We start from the raw sequence: 22,165 nt of genomic DNA on the forward strand, positions 1-22,165 counted from the left end.
GACCCGCTGAAAAGCGGGTCTTTTTTTATTTTAATTAATCTTCATAATAGGTATATTCTGAAATAACGCGCTCCACATTATCAAATTCTTGTAGGCCGTTGCTATCAATTTTTAGAGCTTCTTCATTTGTAGGCTCAAAATCCTTGGGTAAGTAATAGGACTTTTTCAGATAACTCGTTAAACTCCCGTATCTATCTGTTTTACGATTGGTCATAAAATATTTTCTATAAGGAAAATTATCCTCTTCGTAATATTCTACAATTGCTTGCAAACCTTCAGAATCGTATAATTCATAGGAAGTAGGAAGATCAGATTCTGGAATTTCATAGTTTTTAATTAGTGTAGCGCTGGTATCTCTACATACTAAGGCAACGTCATTTTCGTAAAAACAAATCTTTGTTCCGGTTATTTTTTTATCATATTCTGGAAATTCATTGATGGTATCTTTTGGTTCGCTAAGATGGTCTATATACAGAATTGGATTTTCTTTTCTGTCAAAATGTATTTCTGAGTATTCTATAAGTTCTTCTTGCTCGTCATTGTTAATTGCATAGTGCTTATCTATACGTGTTTTTACAGGTTTTGATTTAGCAGAAAATTGAGCGGTATTTTTTTGCGAATTGCAGGCCGTAAGTAAAATTATAAGAGATAGGAATAGGTATTTCATCTAAAAATAGGGATTGATTAATTGGATATTAGTTTTGCATTAACAAGATTAACGCTAAGCGGTTTCTAATTATTTGTTAATATTTTCTGTTACAGTAAAATAAAAATCACTTTCTATGCTTATACCATTCATCAATCACAGATTTACGTCCTATGGTTGCGGTAATTATATCTTTATTTAAGTCCCAGCCACGTGCCGGACTATATTGCCGGCCATACCAAATAATTTGTAGATGCAGTTCGTTCCAAACATCTTTAGGAAACAAACGTTTTGCATCTTTTTCAGTTTGCACTACATTTTTCCCATTGGTAAGATTCCAGCGATACATAAGGCGGTGAATGTGCGTATCTACCGGAAAAGCAGGAATATTAAAGGCTTGAGAAACTACTACACTTGCAGTTTTATGACCTACTGCAGGAAGTTCTTCAAGCGCCTCTATACTTTCAGGAACCCTTCCGTTATACTTATCGATCAAAATATGTGACAAGCCGTGTATCCCTTTTGCTTTCATAGGAGATAAACCTACGGGTTTGATGATTTCACGTATTTCTTCCACAGAAAGTTTAATCATATCAAATGGATTGTCTGCAATTTCAAAAAGCAGTGGTGTGATTTGATTAACCTTAACGTCTGTACTTTGAGCACTCATTAATACGGCAATTAATAAGGTGTAGGGATCTTTATGATCTAAGGGTATGGGAATTTGCGGATAAATACGCTTTAACGTATCTATAACAAAAGTTACCTTATCGGCTTTAGTCATTATCTGTAATTTTAAGGCTAAAATACAAAGAAGCGCAGGTATTAGAATAAACTATCAGATGCTTTCGAACTATAATTAAAAATTAAACAGATGAAGACTTTAAAAGCCGGAGATAAGGTACCCGATTTTACAACTACAGATCAGGACGGAAATGTTATTAATTGGAGTGACTACACTGATAAAAAAGTGGTTGTGTTCTTCTATCCAAAAGCGTCCACACAGGGTTGTACAACAGAAGCTTGTAATCTTAGAGATAATTACGAGGAGTTGCAGGCGCAGGGTTACGCAATTTTAGGGGTGAGTGCAGATTCTGAAAAGCGACAATCTAATTTTAAAAATAAATATGAATTTCCATTTCCACTATTAGCAGATGAAGATAAAAAAGTCATCGACGCTTTTGGAGTTTGGGGACCTAAAAAATTTATGGGTAAAGAATATGAAGGTATTCATAGAATGACTTTTCTAATAGAAAACGGAGTTGTTTCCCGAGTTATTGATAAAGTAAAAACCAAAGAGCATGCAGCTCAGATTCTAAGTGATTCTTAATAAGGTATTTTTCATTCAGCTCAAAAGCCCGCGTTTGCGGGCTTTTTTTATTACTTTCTCTATTCGTCATAAAGCATTGAGATAGCTTCAAGAAGGGTAAGATGTAATTTGCCTTACCATACCTTTCTTATAAATAACTATGGAAAAGAATTTTATCTCGTAGGGGGTTGCCTTAGTAAGACATTTATAACTATGCTAAGAATTTAAAAACAGTTCAAAATTCTAACTATAATTCATCAAAATTTAGCATCAACTTAACAGGTTGCTGTTTAACTTTGCGGGTCTTATGAAACCATTTTTTAAAAATGTAGTTGTACTGTTTTTGCTGTTTTTTACAGCACAGTTTACCTATGGTTTTTCTTCACAAAATGGATCTGTTATCACCGTACCTGCAGATAAGCACCGCGCAGAGATTCGCGATGCAAATGATCAGGCACTTGTTATAGAACATCTTACTCATGCTGCTCCTGAGCTTGTGACACGCTCTCAGCAAGAAACCATTTCAACAACTAGTAATTCGTCCCCTGCCATAAGCTCGCGCTACGCTTTATCTAAAGCTGTAGAAGATCTTAATTATCTTGAATATTCCAGTACAATTTGTCCAGCTCTAAGCGGTCTTGTATTGATATTTCCCTTTCATCTATTTCCCTAATAATTAACTGTTTATAGCACTATAGAGTCTGTTTAATTACAAGACTCTTTCTTCTGATGCTTTGCATCAAAATACTTTATACAAAACAGTTAAAATACCTTATTATGAAAATAGATATGATCTTAGTATTTGCCATTGTAGTTGGCCTAGTTGCAGTTCCTTATGCATTATTTATATTATTCGGATCTGGAAACTCAAAAAAAATAGAGAAACAAATTAAAGAAGAAGCAAAAAAGAATAACCTGAATATTAACCATTCTGAAAAATGGTCATCTCGGTATCTATCATTAGATACAGTTGCAAATAAGTTACTTTTTTCAAAAACCCGTGGTGAGGAATTAGAACACCAACATATTGATTTAAATACAATTACACGTATAGTTACCCTAGAAGATAGAACCTCTAAACGCATTGATGGTAAAATGCACGATACATTAGAAAAGTTGTCTCTAGAATTTATTTCAAAAGAAAATGCACAACCTATTGTAATTAATTTTTATGATTCTACACTGGATGCAACTCAAAATTATGAGATGAATCGTGTAAATAAATGGAAAGAATTAATTGAAAAGCAGCTTAAACTAAGCGCAAAGCATTCCAAAGCAGCTTAATTATTCAAACTGAATTTAAAACAAAAGCCCGAAGAATTAAGTTTTCTTCGGGCTTTTGTTTTTTTATTGTAAAAGTAATTTAGACTTCTAATCTATTTTTCACATACTCAATTTGTGTCTTTCCGTGGGCTTTTGCATTGCCTTCTTCATCAAGACCTACCATTACAATTTTATCGATGGTAATAATTGTTTCGCGGGTCATCTTATTACGTACTTCACATTTCAGCGTAATTGATGCCGTTCCAAATTTTACAGGTTCTAGACCTATTTCAATTATATCACCCTCGCGTGCACTTGCTTTAAAGTCGATTTCACTAATATACTTTGTTACCGTACGTGGATTTTCAAGTTGTATAATCGCATAAAGTGCAGCTTCTTCATCAATCCATTCTAAAAGCCGTCCTCCAAAAAGCGAGCGATTGGGGTTTAAATCCTGTGGTTTTATCCATTTTCTAGTGTGAAAATTCATTCTTATTTCTTTTCAGGTTCACTGGTAAAGTTAAGGAAAACCAACCCTTTAAGTGGCTTTTACCTTTCGGAATCACTTATAGTATTATAACCAATATAAATGCAATTTTCAGATTGAACACAAACTAAATTACGCGTAACGTGCTATAACCTTGTCCATTTTGAGTGAGTTGTATTTGCGTTGCTATACGTTCTTTTAAACTATCAACGTGACTAATGACGCCTATCATTTTTGAAGATTCGGCTTGCAAAACTTCTAAAGTATCTAATGTCTGGTCTAAAGTCTCCGGATCGAGCGTCCCAAAACCTTCATCTATAAACAAACTATTTATTTCAATATTTCTTGATGCGAGATCAGATAGCGCTAGTGCCAGAGCGAGGCTAAGTATAAAAGTTTCCCCACCGCTCAGGGTTTTGATTGATCTTCGTTGACCGCCCATATGTTCGTCTATTGCTACCAGACTATCGTCTTCTTCATCTCCCGGCTGATCGATTCGATAACGATCTGTAAGTTGCAGTAGTCGCTTATTTGCTAATTGCAAAAGCTGCGCTAAAGTAAGATCCTGAGCAAAATCATTAAATTTATTTCCGGTGGCATCGCCTATCAGGTCATTGAGAATGTGCCAATGCTCGGCATCTTTTAATTCGGTTTCTATCTGAATTTTAAGATCTGATATCCATCCTAAATATTGTTCCTGATTTAAAATTAAACGTGATAAAGAGGCTGCAGCGGTTTCTAATGAATCGAGGTTTTCTTTTTGCATCGACTGCTCTTCCAGTAATTCGTTAAGTGGCTTAGATCCGGCAGTTTTTTGTAAGATTTTAATTTCTTCGATAAGCTTTGCGCTTAATGTTTTTAACCGAATGAGTTCGGTTTCAAGTTTTTGATTTTCCTGTGTCCAGCTTTGTGCAACTGAAGCATTCAAACGCTGCTCTAAAGCTTTTTCTATAGTGGTATAGCCTTTTTCTTGTAGCTTCTTAAGAAGTGAAGCAGCAAGTGATTCATTCTGTTTATTAAGAGTATTAAGATTTTCTTTTGCCGTTTTTAAAAGTTGAGTTTGCTGTGTTATATGCTGCTCATTGCGGTTCCAAGTTGTTTCAGAAAGGCTGATTTCCTGTTCAAAATTTTTACCTATAAATAGTGCAGCAATAGCTTCAGACTTCGTTTTACCTGCTTCAATAAGCTCTTTTAATTTTAGGGTTTCAGACTGCAATGATTGCAATACAAGCAGCTCTTCCTGCAATTGTTTTGCAATTTTTAATTCCTGCTCTTTATTTTCAAGTTGGTTTTCTAGTTCTTGAAAAGAAAAATTTTCTTTACCCGAAATGACCGTGTTATATTCGTTGTCAAATAAATTCTGTGCAGTTTTCAGTTCTTTAGAAAGTCGTTGTATACGCTCTTGCAGTTCATGAGATTGCCCAGTTAAATTCTTTAAAGAAGTCTCTTGTATGGTACGCGTTTTTATCAGCGTATTTAGCTCGTGTTCGAGTTGGGAAACAGCAATTTTGAGTCCGTTTTCCTGCTGCGGAAGCTGTGTTGCAAAAGGGTGATCAAGCGATCCACAAAGAGGACAAGGGGCTTCTGGTTGTAGCTCACTGCGGAAATCTTCTAACTGTTTTTGAAGTTGTTCAATTTCCAGTTTATGTCGTTTAACTTCTAATTGTGCTTCCTTTAATTCAAGTTGCGCTTTTAATTTATCAATTGTATCGGGTAAACCGGCTTTTTGTGATTTAAGCTCTTCCAGATCTTTAATTTCATCATCAAGCTTATTTTTTAAATGAGTTAATTGTGTATGAGCCCGTTCTGCATTCCGTACTTGTCTGAGTAATTCTTGTGTCTCTTTCTGGCGTATTTCAATTGGAGTATTCTTTAAATCAAATTGAGCTTCCAGTTTTTTATATGCAGATGTTTTAACACGTTGCTTATTGAGCAACTCATTTTCAAAATCAAATAATTGCGTTACAGACGTGGTAAATCGTAGTGGTGCCGCAAGACGTTCTATATGCGTTTTGCTGTTTTTATAAGTTGTTGCAATCTCATTACGATCTGTAATTAAGCTGCGCACTTTTGATTTGTAGGTCTCTAGTTGGTTTGAGAAATTAGCCGGATCAATATGCAATTTATAGAGTTCAGCAAATTCTTGTTTTAAGCCTTCCCGAGTTGTATTTGCAGTGGTTAAAGCATCTGTAATTGCTGATATTTCATTTGATTTCCCTGTTATTTTTTCTTGTAAGTTTTGCCAGAGATTTAGGTCTTCTTCAAATAACTGAATGTCCTGATGTCGCTTTAATTTCTCTCCTTTTTCAGAATCAAATACCTTCTTCAGTGTGCTGATTTTATCGAGTTCCTGCAGGCTCTTTTCAAGTTCCTTTTCTTCTTTTTGCAGTTTATTTTTCAGCTCAATTTCTTTAGCTCTGCTCTCAAGGTTTTGTAGCAATAGCTCTTTTTCACTAGCTAATTTCTTTGCTTCCTGTTGCTTTTCAGCATAAACAGTTTCCTCAAGTAGTTGCTCTTTGTAGGTTTCTATTTTGGCCCGTTTACCATTAAGCTCTTTAGCACGTTCTTTATGCCTTAGATACACCTCCGTACCTATACGACGGTAAATTTCGGTGCCGGTAATTTTTTCCAAAAGTGCACCACGTTCTTTCTTCGGAACTTGTAAAAACTTTGCAAATTCACCTTGTGCTAAAACTACAGATTTTATAAACTGATCGTAGTTTAAGCCTATTAATTCTTCATTCTTTCCCGGTATATCAGACTTTTTTAAATCTATAATGGTCTCTGATTGTGCATCGGTAATTTCCATATGATAATCCCGAAGCTTACCATTTCGGTTTGTTGAAATTGACCATGTGGAAGTAAAAATGCCTTCTTTGCAACGATAGGTTATGCACGCATATGCTTCAGTTTGATTGCGCGTAAGCAGCGCTCCTTTCTTAAGAATTTCGCCCGTACTCATTTTACCTAATCGTGGTACTTGATTAAAAAGAGCTAGCGAGATAACATCAAGAATTGTGGTTTTTCCACTACCGGTGGGGCCTGTAATTGCAAACAAGCTATTTTGCAGAAATGGAGCTTTTGTAAAATCAATAGTATGTTCTCCTCGTAGCGAGTTTATGTTTTGAAAAGCGATCTTTAAAATTTTCATAGCTTATAGGTGATCTGCCGTATGTATTTGTTCTACAATTTCTTGAAAGGCTTGAGTTACCAGCACTTTAGTTCTGTCATCGTAGCTATGCTGCTCCAGCATTTTGTCAAATACTTCTTGTGGTTTTAAATCTTCAAGATGTCGATGATTCTCAAAAAGTTGACCGGTTTCTTTCAATCGGTTTTTAAAGCTGGCGCGATGTTTAACAATTTCTAATTTTGGAGCACTAAATGATGTAACGAGTTCGTCTAACTGAGCAATAAGATATGCGTCAAAATTCTCTTCGATAAGCGCAACTTCTATGAGGTTTGTAAGTTCACCTTCCGCAGTTAAATTGGCTAATTTTGCTTTTATTTCATTTAGCGTTCCACTTATTTTATTTAGTTTTCTAAATGTGGGAATTGCAATACTTATAGGTTCAAACCCAGTATTTGTATCTAATAAGAGTACACGTTTTTCATCTTTCCGCTCGCTAAAAGATAGCGGTAGGGGAGAGCCGCTGTAAAATGTGGGGATTGAAGCGTTAACACGTTGCGGTTTGTGAATGTGACCCAATGCCACGTAGCTAAAATAATCTCCAAACTGACTTGCTTGAAATGCAGCTTGATTCCCGATCTGAATATCACGTTCACTATCTGATGTTTCAATCCCAGCTGCATACAAATGGCCCATGGCAATGACCGGAATTTGTGAATACTGTGCTTTGCAACTTGCGGCAGCCGCTGTAAATGTGGCTTCAATACCTTTGCGTATCGCCTCTATGCGGTTATCATAGGTTACACCTTCTTCAGCTGCACGAATATCACTATCCCTCAAAAATGGAATTGCAGCAACTACAAGTTCGAGTTGGCTATTTTTATTTTTAATAGGTATCAGACAATCTACAGGATTTTGTGGCATACCACCAATTATATGCACATCAAGCGCCTCGAGAATTTCACGAGGAGCATCGAGCATAGTAGGCGAATCGTGATTGCCTCCTGTAATTATAATTTTACACTTGAGAAGGCTAAGTTTTTTAAGCGCCAGATAATATTGGCGACGTGCTTCTGCAGACGGATTTGCAAGATCAAAAACATCACCTGATATAAGTACTAATTCTATTTCTTCTTCGCGAATAAGAGCTAATAGCCAGTTTATAAAGAGTTCAAAATCTTGATGTAAATAATGTTTATGTAGTTTTTTCCCGATATGCCAGTCGGCGGTATGCAAAATTTTCATGATTCTGGTTTTAACGCGTAGGAGGAAAGTCGAAGTTACGAAAATTAGAAAGTTGCAACGGCTGAAATTATAAAGTAAAGAAGGGAAATCTTAACCTTCAAATTTATTATTGGAAGGGCAGCGCTTTAAGAAAAGCAGGATGCAATTTATGAATAGGAGGCAGCAGTAAGTAAAATCTAACAAGATAAGGGCGAAAATTGAATCTCATCTTGTTAGATTTTTTTAAAAGAGTAGAATTAGTTGAAATGATGTAGTAGAAACGAATTGTAATTTTCCAATTCTTTAGGAACATCTGCATTTTTCTCCATATCGTGAAAGTGGTGCGTGTCTAGTAATTTCATACCGGTAAATGCATTCATTTTATGAAAACCAAATAAGGCACCATCATCTACACTGCGTTGATCAAAAAACTCATTCTCTAGCGTAAATGCAGCTTTAGGAGCATTCCAGCTAGTGGTTAGAATATAGCGTTTACCTTGCAGTAAACCGCCGGTTCCATAATTAATATCCGGGTTTGTACGACTTCTTCCATCACTGGCGTAAATACCATTTTGATGTCCCTCTGTAAAAACAGTATCAATATATTCTTTAAAGCCAAAGGGAATCTGAAACCACCATATTGGAGTATGATAGATTATAATATCTGCCCATTTATATTTTTCAACTTCTTCTTTAGGATCATAATTAGATCCTACTTGGGTAGTTTTTAGAGCGAACTCTTCACGGTTTTGGAAGAAATTTTGTGTGTTTTCAAAGAGTGTTTGATTAAACTTTCCGCCGGAATGAGCGAAGGGATGACTTCCGTTGATAATAAATATATTTTTCATAACTCGTATTTTGTACAAGCCAAAATTAAGAAGTGATCAAGTATTTATAAAATAATACAATTCATACCTTTGTATAATAATATTAATAGTATGGTTAATTTAGAGTGGTATAGAACCTTTAAAGCAATTTATGATCACGGCACCCTTACAAAGGCTTCTGTGGCACTATATTCGTCGCAACCAGGTGTAAGTGTCCACTTAAATGCTTTAGAGTCTTACATAGGAAAAAAATTATTTGAGCGTACTTCTCGTAAAATGATACCTACGGAAGAAGCAAAATTTTTGTACGAGTTTATACAAGAATCACTGAGTAAGCTTGAAACGGCAGAACAACATTTTAAAAAAACAACACAAGAGAAAAATCCTTCTTTGAACATAGGTATGTGTTCAGAAACCTTTCAACTTATTATTGAGCCAGAACTAGCTACCCTAGATTTTGATCTGGTAGCGAGATTTGGTGCGCATACAGATCTTATTAAAGATCTAAACAACGGAATTCTTGACCTCGTTATAACTCCTAACGAACAAATTGATAAAAAATCTCCGGTAACCTACACAGCGTTTTCAAAAGAAAAAATTATTCTTATCGCAGGAAGTAAAACTGATACTAAACCCATTGAAAGTCTTTTAAGAAGTCAAGATTTAAAAGGACTTGAAGAGGTTCTTCAGAGCTATAGTTGGTACAGTTCTTCTAATGAGATGGAGCATTTTAGAAGATTCTGGTATGATAATTTCAAAAAGAATGCCTCCTTTAAGCCTAACTATATATTGCCAAGTATAACTTCAATCATACGGAGCATCAGTAATAAAGACGGACTCGCTATTGTGCCTGACTTTTTATGTGAAGATGCCATAAATAATGAAGAAATTAAAGTAGTATGGGAAGGAACCAAAAAAACTGAAAACACATTATACTTTGCTTCCAGAACCGATTTAAAATTTAAAAAAGAATTAGCGGTTATTCAGGAGATTTTTAAATCTAAAATGAAAAGCATTTGAGCTCAGAATACAATTGGTCAAAACCACTAAAAGACTAATTTTAATTTGGGAAATAGCCTTTACATTTAAGTAAAGGCTATTTGTATTCCCATCAAAATAAACAGTAAACCACTCACGCGATTAATCCATAAACTTACATTGGGGTTTTCTTTTATTTTCTGCGAAAAATTGCCGGCAAATACTGAAAGTAGGAGGTACCATACAACACCTATAAGTGCATAAGTAACTCCAAGAATTATAAATGGCAACGGACTAGAAAGCTGCTCTGGAGTTACAAACTGCGGAAAGAAAGCCATAAAAAACAAAGCCACTTTTGGATTTAATGAGTTAGTTAAAAATCCTGACCAGAAATCACTTTTACGTTTAGAATTTGGATTTTCTGTCGGTAAATTTTCGGAAAAGGTAACGGGTTTTCTAAGACTTTTAATTCCTGTAAATATTAAATTACTAGCACCTAGGTATTTAACAGCTGTAAAGATTAATTCAGATTGTGCAATTAATACAGATAGACCTAACGCTGCAAACAAGGTGTGCGTTAGCACTCCGGTGTTTACTCCTAACGAAGCTTTAATGCCGCTGCGTTTCCCAGAAATCACCGATTTATTCAATACGAAAAGTGTGTCCAACCCTGGTATAATTACAAAGATGGAAGCTGTAATTAAAAACGTAAGATAGTTTACAATACCCATAATCCTAATTTTTATAGATCAACATTCGTTTTTTATATATGCAAAGGAAAGCACCAATAAATCAGCAACAAATACTTAATTTTGATAGACTAATGCAAAAAATGCATTACTATGGATTTACAAAAGATAAGGTACTTTCTAGTCCTTGCAGAAGAGCTTCATTTTTGGAGAACTGCTGAGCGGGTTTTTATCTCACAATCTTCACTAAGTAGGCATATGCAGGCTCTTGAAGAAGAGCTAGGTATAAAATTGCTAAAGCGGGATAAGCGCAATGTAAAACTTACTGATGCCGGTAAATTTCTTCAAAAGCAATGGCGTGTAAAAGTGAGGGAATTAGATCATATACAAAGTCAGGCAAAAAAAATTAGTGAAGGAGAAGCTGGTGGTGTATCTATAACCTATCCCGGTTCTATAGCTTTCAAATTTTTACCTCTATTTTTGGATAATCTCAATAGTAAATTACCTAATCTCAAAATAGAACTCACCGAACCCACCGATGAGAATCACGAGAAATTACTGCTCGATTACAAAGCAGACATTGCCTTTGGTCGAGATCGTATTGAAAACAGTTCTATTGAAACCTATCAACTATATGCAGAGCCGGTTTGTCTGATTGTGCCTAAAGCGCATTGGTTGACACAAGAGAATTTTGTGAGTCTCAAGGATTTGCAGAATGAGCGATTTATACTTTCAGGTTTGCATCAAAAAACTTTTTTTGCTTCTTTTCTTCGCAATTTATTTCACAATTACGATTTTGAACCTCAGGTGCTTATAGAATCAGACTTTGGTGGTATGATTTTAAGTCTGGTGTCTAAAGGATTAGGGATTACTATCCTACCGTCGTCCTTTAGTTACGCAAAAGCTGAAAATGTACGGTTTATCGAACTAGATGAAGAAATAGGTCTATTTATGAACTGGAGAAAAAACGAACTTAACAAAGCAATTGAACGGGTGGTAGAATGCGGCAAAGAGACTGCCATGCTGTATTCTAGGTTATTGTAGTTTGTTATTTTATTTAAGTGTAGGATTAGTTAGTTTAATTGTTTTTGATTTTAAACTAATTACCACACGATGCAATTGTGCGGCAACAAGTGGTAACAAGAGCTGTAGGTAATTATAATATAGTCTCTGCTCGCACGCGATTGTATCGCGCGTATAAGCACACGAATTTTATATGCCAGATACTAAGATATGAGTATTACTTTTTAGTTTATTACTGCCACACGATACAATCGTGCGGAAACAAGTGACTGCAGAGATAATATATCCTAATTATTGTTATTGAGCGATTGTATCGCGCGGATAATGAAGTGTTACTAATCATCCATAATATTTAAATACTAAAATGTCTTTCAATAATCCTTCTTCTCCAGCATAATCTATAGCGCTACTATATTTATAATCCTCCGGTCTAGAAACCATACCTGCTTTTACTGGGTTATTGTGAATGTATTCTATTTTTTGCCAAATCACTTTATTGCTCCAAAGTTCTATTGGTTTATTATCATGCCTCCAAAATTGGTAGTACTTGACATTAGATGATTTTTCAGCAGCATTTTTAAAATGCTCTAGTAAAAATTCTTTTCTACTTTCTGTAGGGTTTATTTGAATGGTTTTTACCACTGCTTTACTTGTAAACCTTTTGAAATCACCCAACAGCTGCTCTGGTTTTTCCCCTTTAATACTTCTAAATATTAAATGAATGTGATTAGTCATAATGCACCATGCTATAATTTCCATTCCCTTATGGGTTTGGCAGTAGCTTAAACTATCTAATAAGATATTATTATAAATTGTTTCGGTGAAAACATCTAGCCACTCAATTACTGCAAAACTTACAAAGTATAAACCCTCTGGGTTATGAAATTTATAATTTCTGCTCATCTTTAGCTTAAGTCAATTAGTTCTATCGTGATTTGTGCTGTTCTCCGCACGATGCAATTTTACGGTAACAAGAGCAGCCGGAAATCATTATATAGTTTCTATGCGCGCTATTATATCACAGGTATAAGTTCCAGAGCTTTGTAAAATGTGCAGTTAAGATATTACTTTTTAATTTACTAATTGTCACGCGATTATATCGCGCTTATATGTACTAGTTCTTGTTAACAATAATAGATAGCTTATATAGTGTGATTTTTTATTTTGTATTAATTACCGGTAGCAAGGGGTAACAAGATCTGTAGGTAATTATAGTATATAGTTCTGCTCGCGCGAGATTGTATCGCGCGTATAGGAGCTCAGTTCTTTATATGTCTTAAATACTGAGCTAATAAATTTTATTTTTTACTTTATTAATTGCCACACGATGCAATCGTGCGGTAGCAAGGGGTAACAAGATCTGCAGATAATTATAATATATAGTTTCTGCTCGCGCGCGATTGTATCGCGCGTATAGGAGCCCAGTTCTTTATATGTCTTAAATACTGAGCTATTAAATTTTATTTTTTACTTTATTAATTGCCACACGATGCAATCGTGCGGTAATATGGATTCTGTATACGGTGAAAAATAAACACAAAAAAAGCGACCCTTTTTAAAGAATCGCCTTTTAAATTTATTCGATAACCAGTTCTCTTCAGGAGCCGCTTACCAGATCATTTTGATTACGAAAAACGAGTTCGTCATCAAAAGCATCCAGCAAGATGATGCTATCGGTTGTTATATTACCTCCTAAGATTTCTTTAGAAAGCTTATTAAGTACTTCTTTTTGTATTGTACGCTTAACAGGTCTTGCTCCAAATTCTGGTTGGAAGCCTTTGTCTGCAAGATGTGCAATTGCTTCAGTTGTAGCATCTAATGTAATCCCCTGTTTGTTGAGCATTCTAGTTACTCCTTTAAGCTGCAAGCCTACAACCTTTTCGATATCTTTTCGCGTAAGTGGTGTAAACATAACAATATCGTCAATACGGTTTATAAACTCTGGCCGTATGGTTTGCTTAAGCATACCCAACACTTCAACTTTAGCACCTTCCATCGCGGTCTGAGGATCTTTAATAGATTCAAATTTTTCCTGAATGATATGACTTCCCATATTTGAGGTCATAATGATAATGGTGTTTTTAAAGTCGGCAAGACGGCCTTTATTATCTGTTAGGCGCCCTTCATCTAGCACCTGCAATAGAATATTAAAGGTGTCTGGATGTGCTTTTTCAATCTCATCAAGTAATATTACACTGTAGGGTTTGCGACGTACGGCTTCAGTTAGCTGCCCACCTTCGTCGTAACCTACATATCCCGGAGGTGCACCTACCAGACGGCTTACACTGTGTCGCTCCTGATATTCACTCATATCTATACGAGTAAGGTTATTCTCATCATCAAATAGATATTCAGCAAGTGCTTTTGCAAGTTCGGTTTTACCTACACCAGTCGTACCTAAAAACAGAAACGAACCAATAGGGCGCTTTTGATCCTGTAATCCGGCGCGGCTTCTACGTACCGCATCACTCACTGCAATTATTGCTTCCTGTTGTCCCACCACACGCTTGTGTAGTTCGCCTTCAAGATGCAACAATTTCTCACGCTCGCTTTGCAGCATTTTAGTAACCGGTATTCCAGTCCATTTTGCAACCACCTCGGCGATATCTTCACTGGTAACTTCTTCTTTAATCAGTGTATTTTCTCCTTGATTTGCTAATGCGATTTGCAGCTTTTCGAGTTCTTCTTGTGCTTCTTTAATCTTTCCGTAGCGCAATTCTGCAACTAAACCATAATTACCTTCTCGTTCAGCACGCTCCGCTTCAAGCTTAAAGTTTTCTATATCCTGTTTTGCATTCTGAATATTGTCAACAACATCTTTCTCACTTTTCCACTTGGCATTTATCTCATTACGTTCTTCCTTTATGTTAGCCAGGTCGGCATGTAGTGATTTAAGTTTGCTCTCGTCTTTTTCTCGCTTTATAGCTTCAATTTCTATCTCGAGTTGCATTATCTTACGGTCTAGAACATCGAGCTCTTCGGGTTTGGAATTAATTTCCATACGCATTTTTGAAGCCGCTTCATCCATTAGGTCAATCGCCTTATCTGGTAAAAAACGGTTTGTAATATAGCGTTGCGAAAGCTCCACAGCTGCGATAATCGCATTATCTTTTATACGCACTTTGTGGTGTGTCTCGTACTTTTCTTTAATCCCACGTAAAATGGAAATTGCAGATTCGGTATCTGGTTCCATAACGCTTACCTTCTGAAAACGACGTTCTAATGCTTTATCCTTTTCAAAATATTTCTGATACTCATCTAATGTTGTTGCACCTATGGCACGTAATTCACCGCGTGCAAGAGCAGGTTTTAAGATATTTGCTGCATCCATCGCACCCTGGCCACCACCGGCACCTACAAGTGTGTGAATTTCATCTATAAAAAGTACAATATCACCTGCACTTTCTGTAACTTCTTTGATTACAGCTTTAAGTCGTTCTTCAAACTCACCTTTATACTTTGCACCGGCAATTAGAGCGCCCATATCGAGAGCCCAGATTTGTTTTTCCTGCAAATTTTCAGGTACATCACCATCAATTATACGATGCGCAAGTCCTTCAGCGATTGCAGTTTTTCCGGTTCCCGGTTCCCCTACGAGGATTGGGTTGTTTTTTGTTCTACGAGATAAAATTTGCAAGATTCTGCGTATTTCCTCGTCACGACCTATTACCGGATCGAGCTTACCGTCACGCGCAAGTTGATTTAAATTCTTAGCATATTTGCTTAGCGAATTGTAGGTTTCTTCTGCGCTCTGAGAGGTCACACGCTCCCCTTTACGAAGTTCTTCTATTGCAGCCTTAAGGTGTTTTTCGGTAACGCCCTGGTCTTTTAATATCTGACCTATTTTGCTGCTTGATTTAAATATAGCTAAAATTAAATGTTCGAGTGAGACATACTCATCTTTCATATTTTTAGCAATATTACCGGCTTCTGTTACGCTACGCGCAGCATCTCGTGAAAGTACAATCTCACCACCTGTAACTTTTGGGAAACTTGTAAGTGTGCTTTCTAAAATCTGCTTAAGCAGATTTAGGTTGACATCTAATTTTTGTAAGAGAAAAGGAGTCACATTTTCATCTACTTCTAAAATAGCTTTAAAAATGTGCTCATTTTCTATTTGTTGATGACCATAACCTTGAGCAAGTGCTTGTGCTTGCTGTATGGCCTCCTGGGATTTAATAGTAAAGTTATTAAAGTTCATCGTTTTTTATATTAAGCCCGACGAGCGGGATTAGAATTAATTTAAGTTATTTAAGATGTGATCGGGATCTTAAACATGCTAGTTGTCTTAGCATTGGCAATTTATATACCATATGTTAAAACCGACGTATTGTCACTATTCATGCGGGTTTAGACTGTCTTTTTGTCTCACTATGTATTTTGATTTCCTTAATACTAAAGACCATACGATTTACTTAAATTTACGCTAGCCTATAGAAAACAGGCGTTAATAAATTTTAAAAGTTACACGACCATGGGTTTTTTTGATAAATTTAAAAGTGCAAGTGATATTGCTAAAGAAGAGATAAAAGAGGTTAACTGGATACAGCTAGAGCGTTTAGAGCAGTTAGATGAAATTGCTGAGGTTTCTAATGCAGTACCAGTATTAATTTTTAAACACAGTACAACATGCGGAATTAGTCGTATGGCTTTACGTGGCTTTGAGAAAAATTACGATTACGATAAAAAGGAGATAGAGCCGTATTTTTTAGATTTAAAACAACACCGTGATATAAGTCAGGCGATAGCAGAGAAATTTAATGTACGTCATGAGAGTCCGCAGGTATTGCTTATAAAAAACGGTATCGCGGTATATCATACTTCGCATAGTGACATTGATGCTGCTATTTTAAAGCAGAAGATTTAATGGAAGTAGAATTAAAGCAAAAACCCGGAGCTCTGCTCCGGGTTTTTTATTCCTATTAATTTACTGCTGTTTGAGTAAGTAGAAGGCTAATTCATATAAACGAAAACAGAAAAACCAGATATTTTAATAGGAGTTGTTGCTATGAAGCAACATTTATGAACTCTTTTAAACTCGTGATTAAAACATTCCGCCGCCGTCTATTTCATTGTCATCTCTGTTTTTTCTACGCTTGGCTCTGTACTTACTATCTCCAAAACGGTAATTAAATCCTACATAAACGGTATTACTTTCCCAGTTAAATTGCCCTTCCACCAGATAAGGATTCTCACTTGTAAAGCGAGCTTTCATCGTATTAAAAATATCATTGTAGTTAAGACTCACAGTTCCTTTACCGTCAAATATGGTGTAACGCGCACCCACATTCGTCATAAACATGGACTTGCCTTTAAATTGAATTCCTTCGTTAGGTCCTCTGTATAAAGCAAAGGCGGTTAAGGTAAGTTTCTTAGTAGCTGTAAAATTATTGGTTATACGTGCGTTGTAAATGGTGTTATCGATCTCACGTTTAACTTGTATAATGTCTGTAGCAGTAGGATTCTCGATTGTAGGATCTAGACTCTCCGTAATTCCACTTTGTGACTGACTATACAGATCAAAACTCGCATTAATGCTCCACCAGTCAAATGGTTTATAGTTTGTACTTAACTCAAAACCGTATGCCGTGGTCGTATCAAAATTATCGTGTGTGAGTACAACCCGATCTAAATTAAACCGATCTACAAAAATTGCCTGATTGATCTCATCTTCGATAATTCGATAAAATACTCCTGCTGTAAAACTGCCCTTCTTTAAGCTGCGCGTATAATTTGCTTCAACAGAATTTGTAAACTGAGGTGTAAGATATACATTACCATATTCTGTGATTAAAGGCGAACTCCATTCTCTTATAGGATTAACCTGTCCTACCCCCGGGCGATCTATACGACGACTGTAGCTTACTTGATATTGATTTTTTTCTGAAGGATTAAAAGTCACATACGCAGAAGGGTAGAGCTCAAAATACTCATTAGTAAAAGCACGTACGGTGTTTGTGTCTGCTGCTACTTTAACTTGTTCAGCACGAACTCCAGCCTGGTATGACCATTTCTCATAATTCTTACCATAGGTTACATAAGCCGAATAAATATCTCTGCTGTATTCAAAACGGGCATCTGGTGTAGGAGCAAGATTACCACTGGCATTAAATGATTGCCCGGTACTACTATAATCTATATCTGTATTAAAAAGGATAGCTTGAGCACCTAATTCTAGCTTTTCTGAGTCAGAAAGCGGATTCACATAATCAAGATTTAAAGTGGTGCGATCACGATCTGTATCTACAAAGTCTACATAATCTGAAAGTGGAGTAGCACCCATAAAGTTAAAAAAGGTGTTTTCATCTTCTTTGAAACTATTGTAATCTGCTTCAAACTCGAGGTTGTGACCCTCTTTTTCAAAATCTATTTTATAATCTACATTATATTGAGCAGAATAATTATCTGCTTCTGCACCAAAATCCTGCATCACATTCCGTGAAGTATCACCATCATAGATGATATTGATATTTCCTGAAGGCTTTCCTTTAAAACTGTTTTGAGATGTAAATACAGATAGGGTATTTTTATCATTTAGGTAAATGTCCAGACCCAACTTAAGCAAGTGCGAATCGCGATCATTAAGCATATCAAAGTATTGGGTAGAATTATCGTCTTCACGAAAAATGGTACCGTAATTAGCACTCTTACCTATATTATTACTGTAATTACTGTATAAATTGAATTTACCATTGCGGTAATTAAGATTTAATCCGCTATTAAATTGTGCATTCTTCTCGTAAGACAAACCTGCACTAACATCTCCATTAAATCCAACATTGACATTTTTATGCAGTACAATATTTATGATTCCGCTCATTCCATCAGGGTTATATTTTGCTGAAGGATTTGTAATTAATTCTATTTTTTTGATTGAGCTAGATGGCAATTGTTTAAGTAATTGATCTGCCGGAATGTTTGATAGTTTTCCGTCAACCATTACCTGTACATTACTGTTTCCGCGTAGAGAAAGAGCACCAGACTGCTGATCGAGATTTACAGAAGGAATATTATTCATTATATCTGCAGCGCTGGCTCCTGCAGTGGTTAGATCCTTACCTACATTAATTACTTTGCGATCTATTTTTTGTTCAATGGTAGTGCGCTCGGCTACAATATTCACCGCATCGAGCTCTGCCATAACTGCGCTCAGCATAATTGTTCCCATGTTATTATTACGGTGGTCGCGATCGATTATAAGATCTCGCTGGGAATTCTCGTAGCCTATAAATTGAATTTTCAATGTATAAATTCCTTCAGGTATTTTTGAGATTTCAAATACACCAAGGTCATTTGTAATACCGCCTGTTACCACTTCGGTACCTTTACTTATAATTATGGTGGCGTAGGGGATAGGTTGATTAAGTTCTGCGTCCATTACCTTACCACTCACGCTACCGGTGATTGGAGGTTCTGGTTTAGGTTGGGCAAATGCGATCGTGCTAATGCATAACACAAATAGGCTTAAAAGCCAATGGCTAGATTTCATAACTGTTCGATTTTGATTGATAATTACATAATACTTTGCATAACATACTAGTTAAAACAACGTACCCCGTGATTAGCGGTTTATTAATAGACGAACGTGATTGAGATCTGTTACAGTAAAACGTAAAATATTTTAAAAAAAGAAAACCCGGAATCGCTAAATCCCGGGTTTTCAAGTTTGAATGTTAAAACTAACACTAACCATCAAAACTAATTAATAAGCATTCAAACTTTTGAAGTCGACTTCTAACTTATAGACCAATTAAAAAAGGTATTGTTACAGAAGAAGTAATCATTTAACTTTGATTTATGACAACAAAAAAAACGCTGGTTCTAGGAGCATCTCTCAAACCTATACGCTATTCTTATATGGCTATAAATCGCCTAGTGCAAAAGAGACAACCTGTAGTTGCTATTGGCTTACGGGGAGGTGAAGTTGCAGGTGTAACTATAGATACTGGATTTCCTGATTATGAGGATGTAGATACCGTAACACTTTATCTCAATGCTCAAAATCAAAAACCATATTACGAGTATCTTATACAATTACAGCCTAAGCGTATCATCTTTAATCCGGGTACAGAGAATCCTGAATTATATAAGCTTTTAAAGCAAGCAAATATTGAAATTGATAATGCGTGTACACTAGTTCTTTTGAGTACGAATACTTACTAATCCTAAAAAAGTAAGTAGTCCATTTAAAATTAAAATAAAGAAGCCAAATTCAAAGTTAAGGTAGGTAAGTGTAAATTCGCTAATAACGTAAGCAAGTATGGGTGCTGCCACACATATTGCCGGTACTATTTTATCTCGCACATTCCAGTTTGTAAATAATCCGAAGGCGTATAAACCTAATAAAGGGCCGTAGGTGTACCCTGCAAAAACAAAGAGTTTTGCAATCACACTCTCGTCGGCAATGATGTATTTAAAGCCTATTATAACTAGGATTATCGCTAGGGAGGCAGCGATGTGTATTTTTTTACGTATTGCTATTTGTTTTGCTTCGGTGTATTTGTTTTCAATATCTAAAATATCGATACTAAAAGATGTCGTAAGCGCGGTAAGTGCACTATCTGCACTAGAATAGGCAGCTGCAATAAGACCTAATATAAAACAAATTGCAATACCAAATCCTAATCCGCTTTGCGTTGCAATAAACGGAAATAGATCATCTCTAGAAGCTTCTATACCATTGTTACGAGCATAAACTGTGAGCAAAACTCCTAATGCTAAAAACACAAGGTTCACAACTGTAAGCACCATCGTAAACCAAAACATATTTTTTTGAGCATCTTTTAAGGTTCTGCAGGTGAGGTTTTTTTGCATCATATCTTGATCCAGACCTGTCATTACAATTGCAATAAAAGCACCACTTATAAACTGCTTAAAGAAAAAGTCTTTACTCTTCCAATCCTCAAAAAAGAATATTTGAGACATATCGCTTTCAGCAATAAAATTAAAAAGACCGGTAGGTGATAATCCTAAATCTGAAGACAAAAAGTAAATCGCAACACCAAGTGCTGTAAGCATAAATAGAGTTTGCAGCGTATCTGTCCATACAATTGTTTTAATACCACTTTTAAATGTGTACAACCAGATGAGTAAAATTGTTATGGTTACCGTTACCCAGAACGGGACATTCATACTATCAAAAACCAGCAGCTGTAATACGTTTGCGACTAGATATAGCCTAAAACTAGCGCCTACAACCCGACTAAGCAGAAAAAAAGATGCCCCGGTTTTATACGAATTTATACCAAAGCGACCACCGAGATATGCATAAATTGATGTTAGGTTGAGTCTATAATAAAGTGGCAATAGGACCAGGCCAATAACTGCATAACCCAGTGTATAACCCAGAACTACTTGAAAATAACTAAACTGCGAAGCTTCTACCCATCCCGGAACAGAAATAAAAGTTACCCCAGATAGTGAAGCTCCTATCATCCCAAAAGCAACTAAATACCAGGGAGACTGTTTGCTTGCTTTGAAAAAATCATCATTTGAACCTCCTTTTCCTGTAAAATAGGAAACTAACATTAGGGTTATAAAATAGCCAGCAATAAGTAGGAGTATGGTAGTGGGTTGCATAACTTAGAAGTACTTTTTTCGGTATGTAATTTTGGAGAACGAATATAAGGTATAAAACTTCATTTGTCATAATCTTAAAAATTTACAAAGTAAACTTACCTTTGCGCAAAATTAAAAGAAGCTGTTACTGGTTTTTTTTCATTTTATTACTAATTCTAGTTTCTTTAGTAGTCCTTTTTAAGGCTAGTAGTTGAAATTAATACATTGAAATTATGGAACTTCCCAAGTTTATATTAGGAGATAACACAGATTATCCTGAATCAATATTTGTAATTCATACAGATTTTCCGCGCTTTGTCATTGATTTAAAAACTGATGATGTGGAGTGGTTTGAAGATTTTGATGAAAATGATGAAGAAGAACTTTCTACAGAAGCAGAAGGTTTAATTACAAAAGCTACTGAGTTTTACGACCGTGAAGTTGCACGATACGAAGAAGAATAAATGAACGAGTTACAGCAATTGGATCACGATGTTTATCTCTTTCTCAATAATTTGGGATCAGAGACTTGGGATCCTTTCTGGTTATTTATTACTAATAAGTGGTACAGTATTCCATTATACTTTTTCTTACTTATTCTTATTTATAAGAAGTTTGGATTAAAAGGAACGCTATACACGCTCGTAACTGTCGCATTATTAATTACTGCTACAGACCAACTTGCAAATGTCTTTAAACACGGTTTTGAACGGCCGCGTCCTTGTCGTCAAGAAGGAGTAATGGAGCAAGCACGTTTTATAGCTGTTCGATGCGGAAGTTTTGGATATTTTTCTGCTCACGCTGCAAGTTCGATGGGCTTAGCATTATTTGTAGGCTTCTTGTTAAAATCTAGGCACAAATGGTTACTTCCAGTACTTCTTATATGGGCGATTATGGTAGGTTATAGCCGAATTTATATAGGTGTTCACTATCCCGGAGATGTCTTAACCGGGATGCTAATTGGAGGTGTTATAGGATTGATAATGTTGTATCTGCACCGTTTTGGCTATGCCAAAATTTTTAAAGAAAATTAA

Annotated in this window: 20 protein-coding genes; 9 read left to right on the forward strand and 11 right to left on the reverse strand. The window is 35.8% G+C overall.

Annotated elements, in window-relative coordinates; genetic code table 11:
• Nucleotides 1–34: 34 nt before the first annotated feature.
• Both ABVM53_RS11800 and nth read right to left on the reverse strand, forming a co-directional pair.
• The gene (locus ABVM53_RS11800; protein WP_405326251.1) at nt 35–667 is read right to left on the reverse strand and encodes a hypothetical protein; all 633 of its coding nucleotides are present in this window, start codon (nt 665–667) and stop codon (nt 35–37) included.
• Nucleotides 668–773: 106 nt separating this feature from the next.
• Nucleotides 774–1,430, reverse strand: a complete 657-nt coding sequence (gene nth, locus ABVM53_RS11805; RefSeq protein WP_405326253.1) for an endonuclease III domain-containing protein — start codon at nt 1,428–1,430, stop codon at nt 774–776.
• Nucleotides 1,431–1,520: 90 nt separating this feature from the next.
• On the opposite strand from nth, the gene bcp reads away from it, so the two are divergent.
• The 3 genes from bcp to ABVM53_RS11820 all read left to right on the forward strand — a co-directional run bounded on the left by bcp (nt 1,521) and on the right by ABVM53_RS11820 (nt 3,239).
• Nucleotides 1,521–1,976, forward strand: coding sequence for a thioredoxin-dependent thiol peroxidase (gene bcp, locus ABVM53_RS11810; protein WP_405326255.1), 456 nt, complete (start codon nt 1,521–1,523; stop codon nt 1,974–1,976).
• Between the two features lie 286 nt (nt 1,977–2,262).
• Nucleotides 2,263–2,628, forward strand: a complete 366-nt coding sequence (locus ABVM53_RS11815) for a hypothetical protein (RefSeq protein WP_405326257.1) — start codon at nt 2,263–2,265, stop codon at nt 2,626–2,628.
• A 104-nt stretch (nt 2,629–2,732) separates the two neighbouring features.
• Complete coding sequence (locus ABVM53_RS11820; protein ID WP_405326258.1) at nt 2,733–3,239, forward strand: hypothetical protein; 507 nt, start codon at nt 2,733–2,735, stop codon at nt 3,237–3,239.
• A gap of 79 nt (nt 3,240–3,318) precedes the next feature.
• On the opposite strand, the gene ABVM53_RS11825 is transcribed toward ABVM53_RS11820, so the two are convergent.
• From ABVM53_RS11825 to ABVM53_RS11840, 4 genes are all read right to left on the reverse strand, one after another.
• Nucleotides 3,319–3,708: an acyl-CoA thioesterase gene (locus tag ABVM53_RS11825; RefSeq protein ID WP_128758413.1), complete on the reverse strand. Its 390-nt coding sequence runs from the start codon at nt 3,706–3,708 to the stop codon at nt 3,319–3,321.
• Between the two features lie 124 nt (nt 3,709–3,832).
• A complete protein-coding gene (locus ABVM53_RS11830) occupies nt 3,833–6,856 on the reverse strand; it encodes an AAA family ATPase (RefSeq protein ID WP_405326260.1) in 3,024 nt (1,007 codons plus the stop codon).
• A gap of 3 nt (nt 6,857–6,859) precedes the next feature.
• Nucleotides 6,860–8,077 (reverse strand): exonuclease SbcCD subunit D C-terminal domain-containing protein, encoded by a 1,218-nt coding sequence (locus tag ABVM53_RS11835; protein ID WP_405326261.1) that lies wholly within the window; start codon nt 8,075–8,077, stop codon nt 6,860–6,862.
• 236 nt (nt 8,078–8,313) lie between these two features.
• Nucleotides 8,314–8,904 (reverse strand): NAD(P)H-dependent oxidoreductase, encoded by a 591-nt coding sequence (locus ABVM53_RS11840; protein WP_405326262.1) that lies wholly within the window; start codon nt 8,902–8,904, stop codon nt 8,314–8,316.
• Between the two features lie 90 nt (nt 8,905–8,994).
• Between ABVM53_RS11840 and ABVM53_RS11845 the strand changes: the two genes are divergently transcribed.
• Nucleotides 8,995–9,903, forward strand: coding sequence for a LysR family transcriptional regulator (locus tag ABVM53_RS11845; RefSeq protein WP_405326264.1), 909 nt, complete (start codon nt 8,995–8,997; stop codon nt 9,901–9,903).
• A 65-nt stretch (nt 9,904–9,968) separates the two neighbouring features.
• Here the strand turns inward: ABVM53_RS11845 and ABVM53_RS11850 are convergent, their stop codons facing one another.
• Nucleotides 9,969–10,592, reverse strand: coding sequence for a LysE family translocator (locus tag ABVM53_RS11850; RefSeq protein ID WP_405326266.1), 624 nt, complete (start codon nt 10,590–10,592; stop codon nt 9,969–9,971).
• 111 nt (nt 10,593–10,703) lie between these two features.
• On the opposite strand from ABVM53_RS11850, the gene ABVM53_RS11855 reads away from it, so the two are divergent.
• Entirely contained in the window at nt 10,704–11,594 is an 891-nt protein-coding gene (locus ABVM53_RS11855; protein ID WP_405326268.1) for a LysR substrate-binding domain-containing protein, read from the forward strand.
• A gap of 318 nt (nt 11,595–11,912) precedes the next feature.
• Here ABVM53_RS11855 and ABVM53_RS11860 read toward each other — a convergent pair whose 3' ends face one another.
• Both ABVM53_RS11860 and clpB read right to left on the reverse strand, forming a co-directional pair.
• Complete coding sequence (locus tag ABVM53_RS11860) at nt 11,913–12,476, reverse strand: REP-associated tyrosine transposase (RefSeq protein WP_405326270.1); 564 nt, start codon at nt 12,474–12,476, stop codon at nt 11,913–11,915.
• 694 nt (nt 12,477–13,170) lie between these two features.
• A complete protein-coding gene (clpB, locus tag ABVM53_RS11865) occupies nt 13,171–15,774 on the reverse strand; it encodes an ATP-dependent chaperone ClpB (protein ID WP_405326272.1) in 2,604 nt (867 codons plus the stop codon).
• A gap of 273 nt (nt 15,775–16,047) precedes the next feature.
• Between clpB and ytxJ the strand changes: the two genes are divergently transcribed.
• The gene (gene ytxJ, locus ABVM53_RS11870) at nt 16,048–16,440 is read left to right on the forward strand and encodes a bacillithiol system redox-active protein YtxJ (protein ID WP_371456069.1); all 393 of its coding nucleotides are present in this window, start codon (nt 16,048–16,050) and stop codon (nt 16,438–16,440) included.
• Between the two features lie 177 nt (nt 16,441–16,617).
• Here ytxJ and ABVM53_RS11875 read toward each other — a convergent pair whose 3' ends face one another.
• The gene (locus ABVM53_RS11875; protein WP_405326274.1) at nt 16,618–19,062 is read right to left on the reverse strand and encodes a TonB-dependent receptor domain-containing protein; all 2,445 of its coding nucleotides are present in this window, start codon (nt 19,060–19,062) and stop codon (nt 16,618–16,620) included.
• 308 nt (nt 19,063–19,370) lie between these two features.
• Between ABVM53_RS11875 and ABVM53_RS11880 the strand changes: the two genes are divergently transcribed.
• Entirely contained in the window at nt 19,371–19,736 is a 366-nt protein-coding gene (locus ABVM53_RS11880) for a CoA-binding protein (protein WP_405326276.1), read from the forward strand.
• Here the strand turns inward: ABVM53_RS11880 and ABVM53_RS11885 are convergent.
• The gene (locus ABVM53_RS11885; protein WP_405326278.1) at nt 19,707–21,152 is read right to left on the reverse strand and encodes a sodium:solute symporter; all 1,446 of its coding nucleotides are present in this window, start codon (nt 21,150–21,152) and stop codon (nt 19,707–19,709) included. The two genes, ABVM53_RS11880 and ABVM53_RS11885, sit on opposite strands and share 30 nt — an antisense overlap.
• A gap of 212 nt (nt 21,153–21,364) precedes the next feature.
• On the opposite strand from ABVM53_RS11885, the gene ABVM53_RS11890 reads away from it, so the two are divergent.
• Together ABVM53_RS11890 and ABVM53_RS11895 are read left to right on the forward strand one after the other, a co-directional pair.
• A complete protein-coding gene (locus ABVM53_RS11890) occupies nt 21,365–21,595 on the forward strand; it encodes a hypothetical protein (RefSeq protein ID WP_128758430.1) in 231 nt (76 codons plus the stop codon).
• On the forward strand, nt 21,596–22,165 hold the full coding sequence (locus ABVM53_RS11895; protein ID WP_405326280.1) for a phosphatase PAP2 family protein: 570 nt from the start codon (nt 21,596–21,598) through the stop codon (nt 22,163–22,165). It begins immediately after the preceding gene.

It is taken from the genome of Leeuwenhoekiella sp. LLG6367-2.1, from assembly GCF_045055775.1.
Lineage (GTDB): Bacteria > Bacteroidota > Bacteroidia > Flavobacteriales > Flavobacteriaceae > Leeuwenhoekiella > Leeuwenhoekiella aequorea.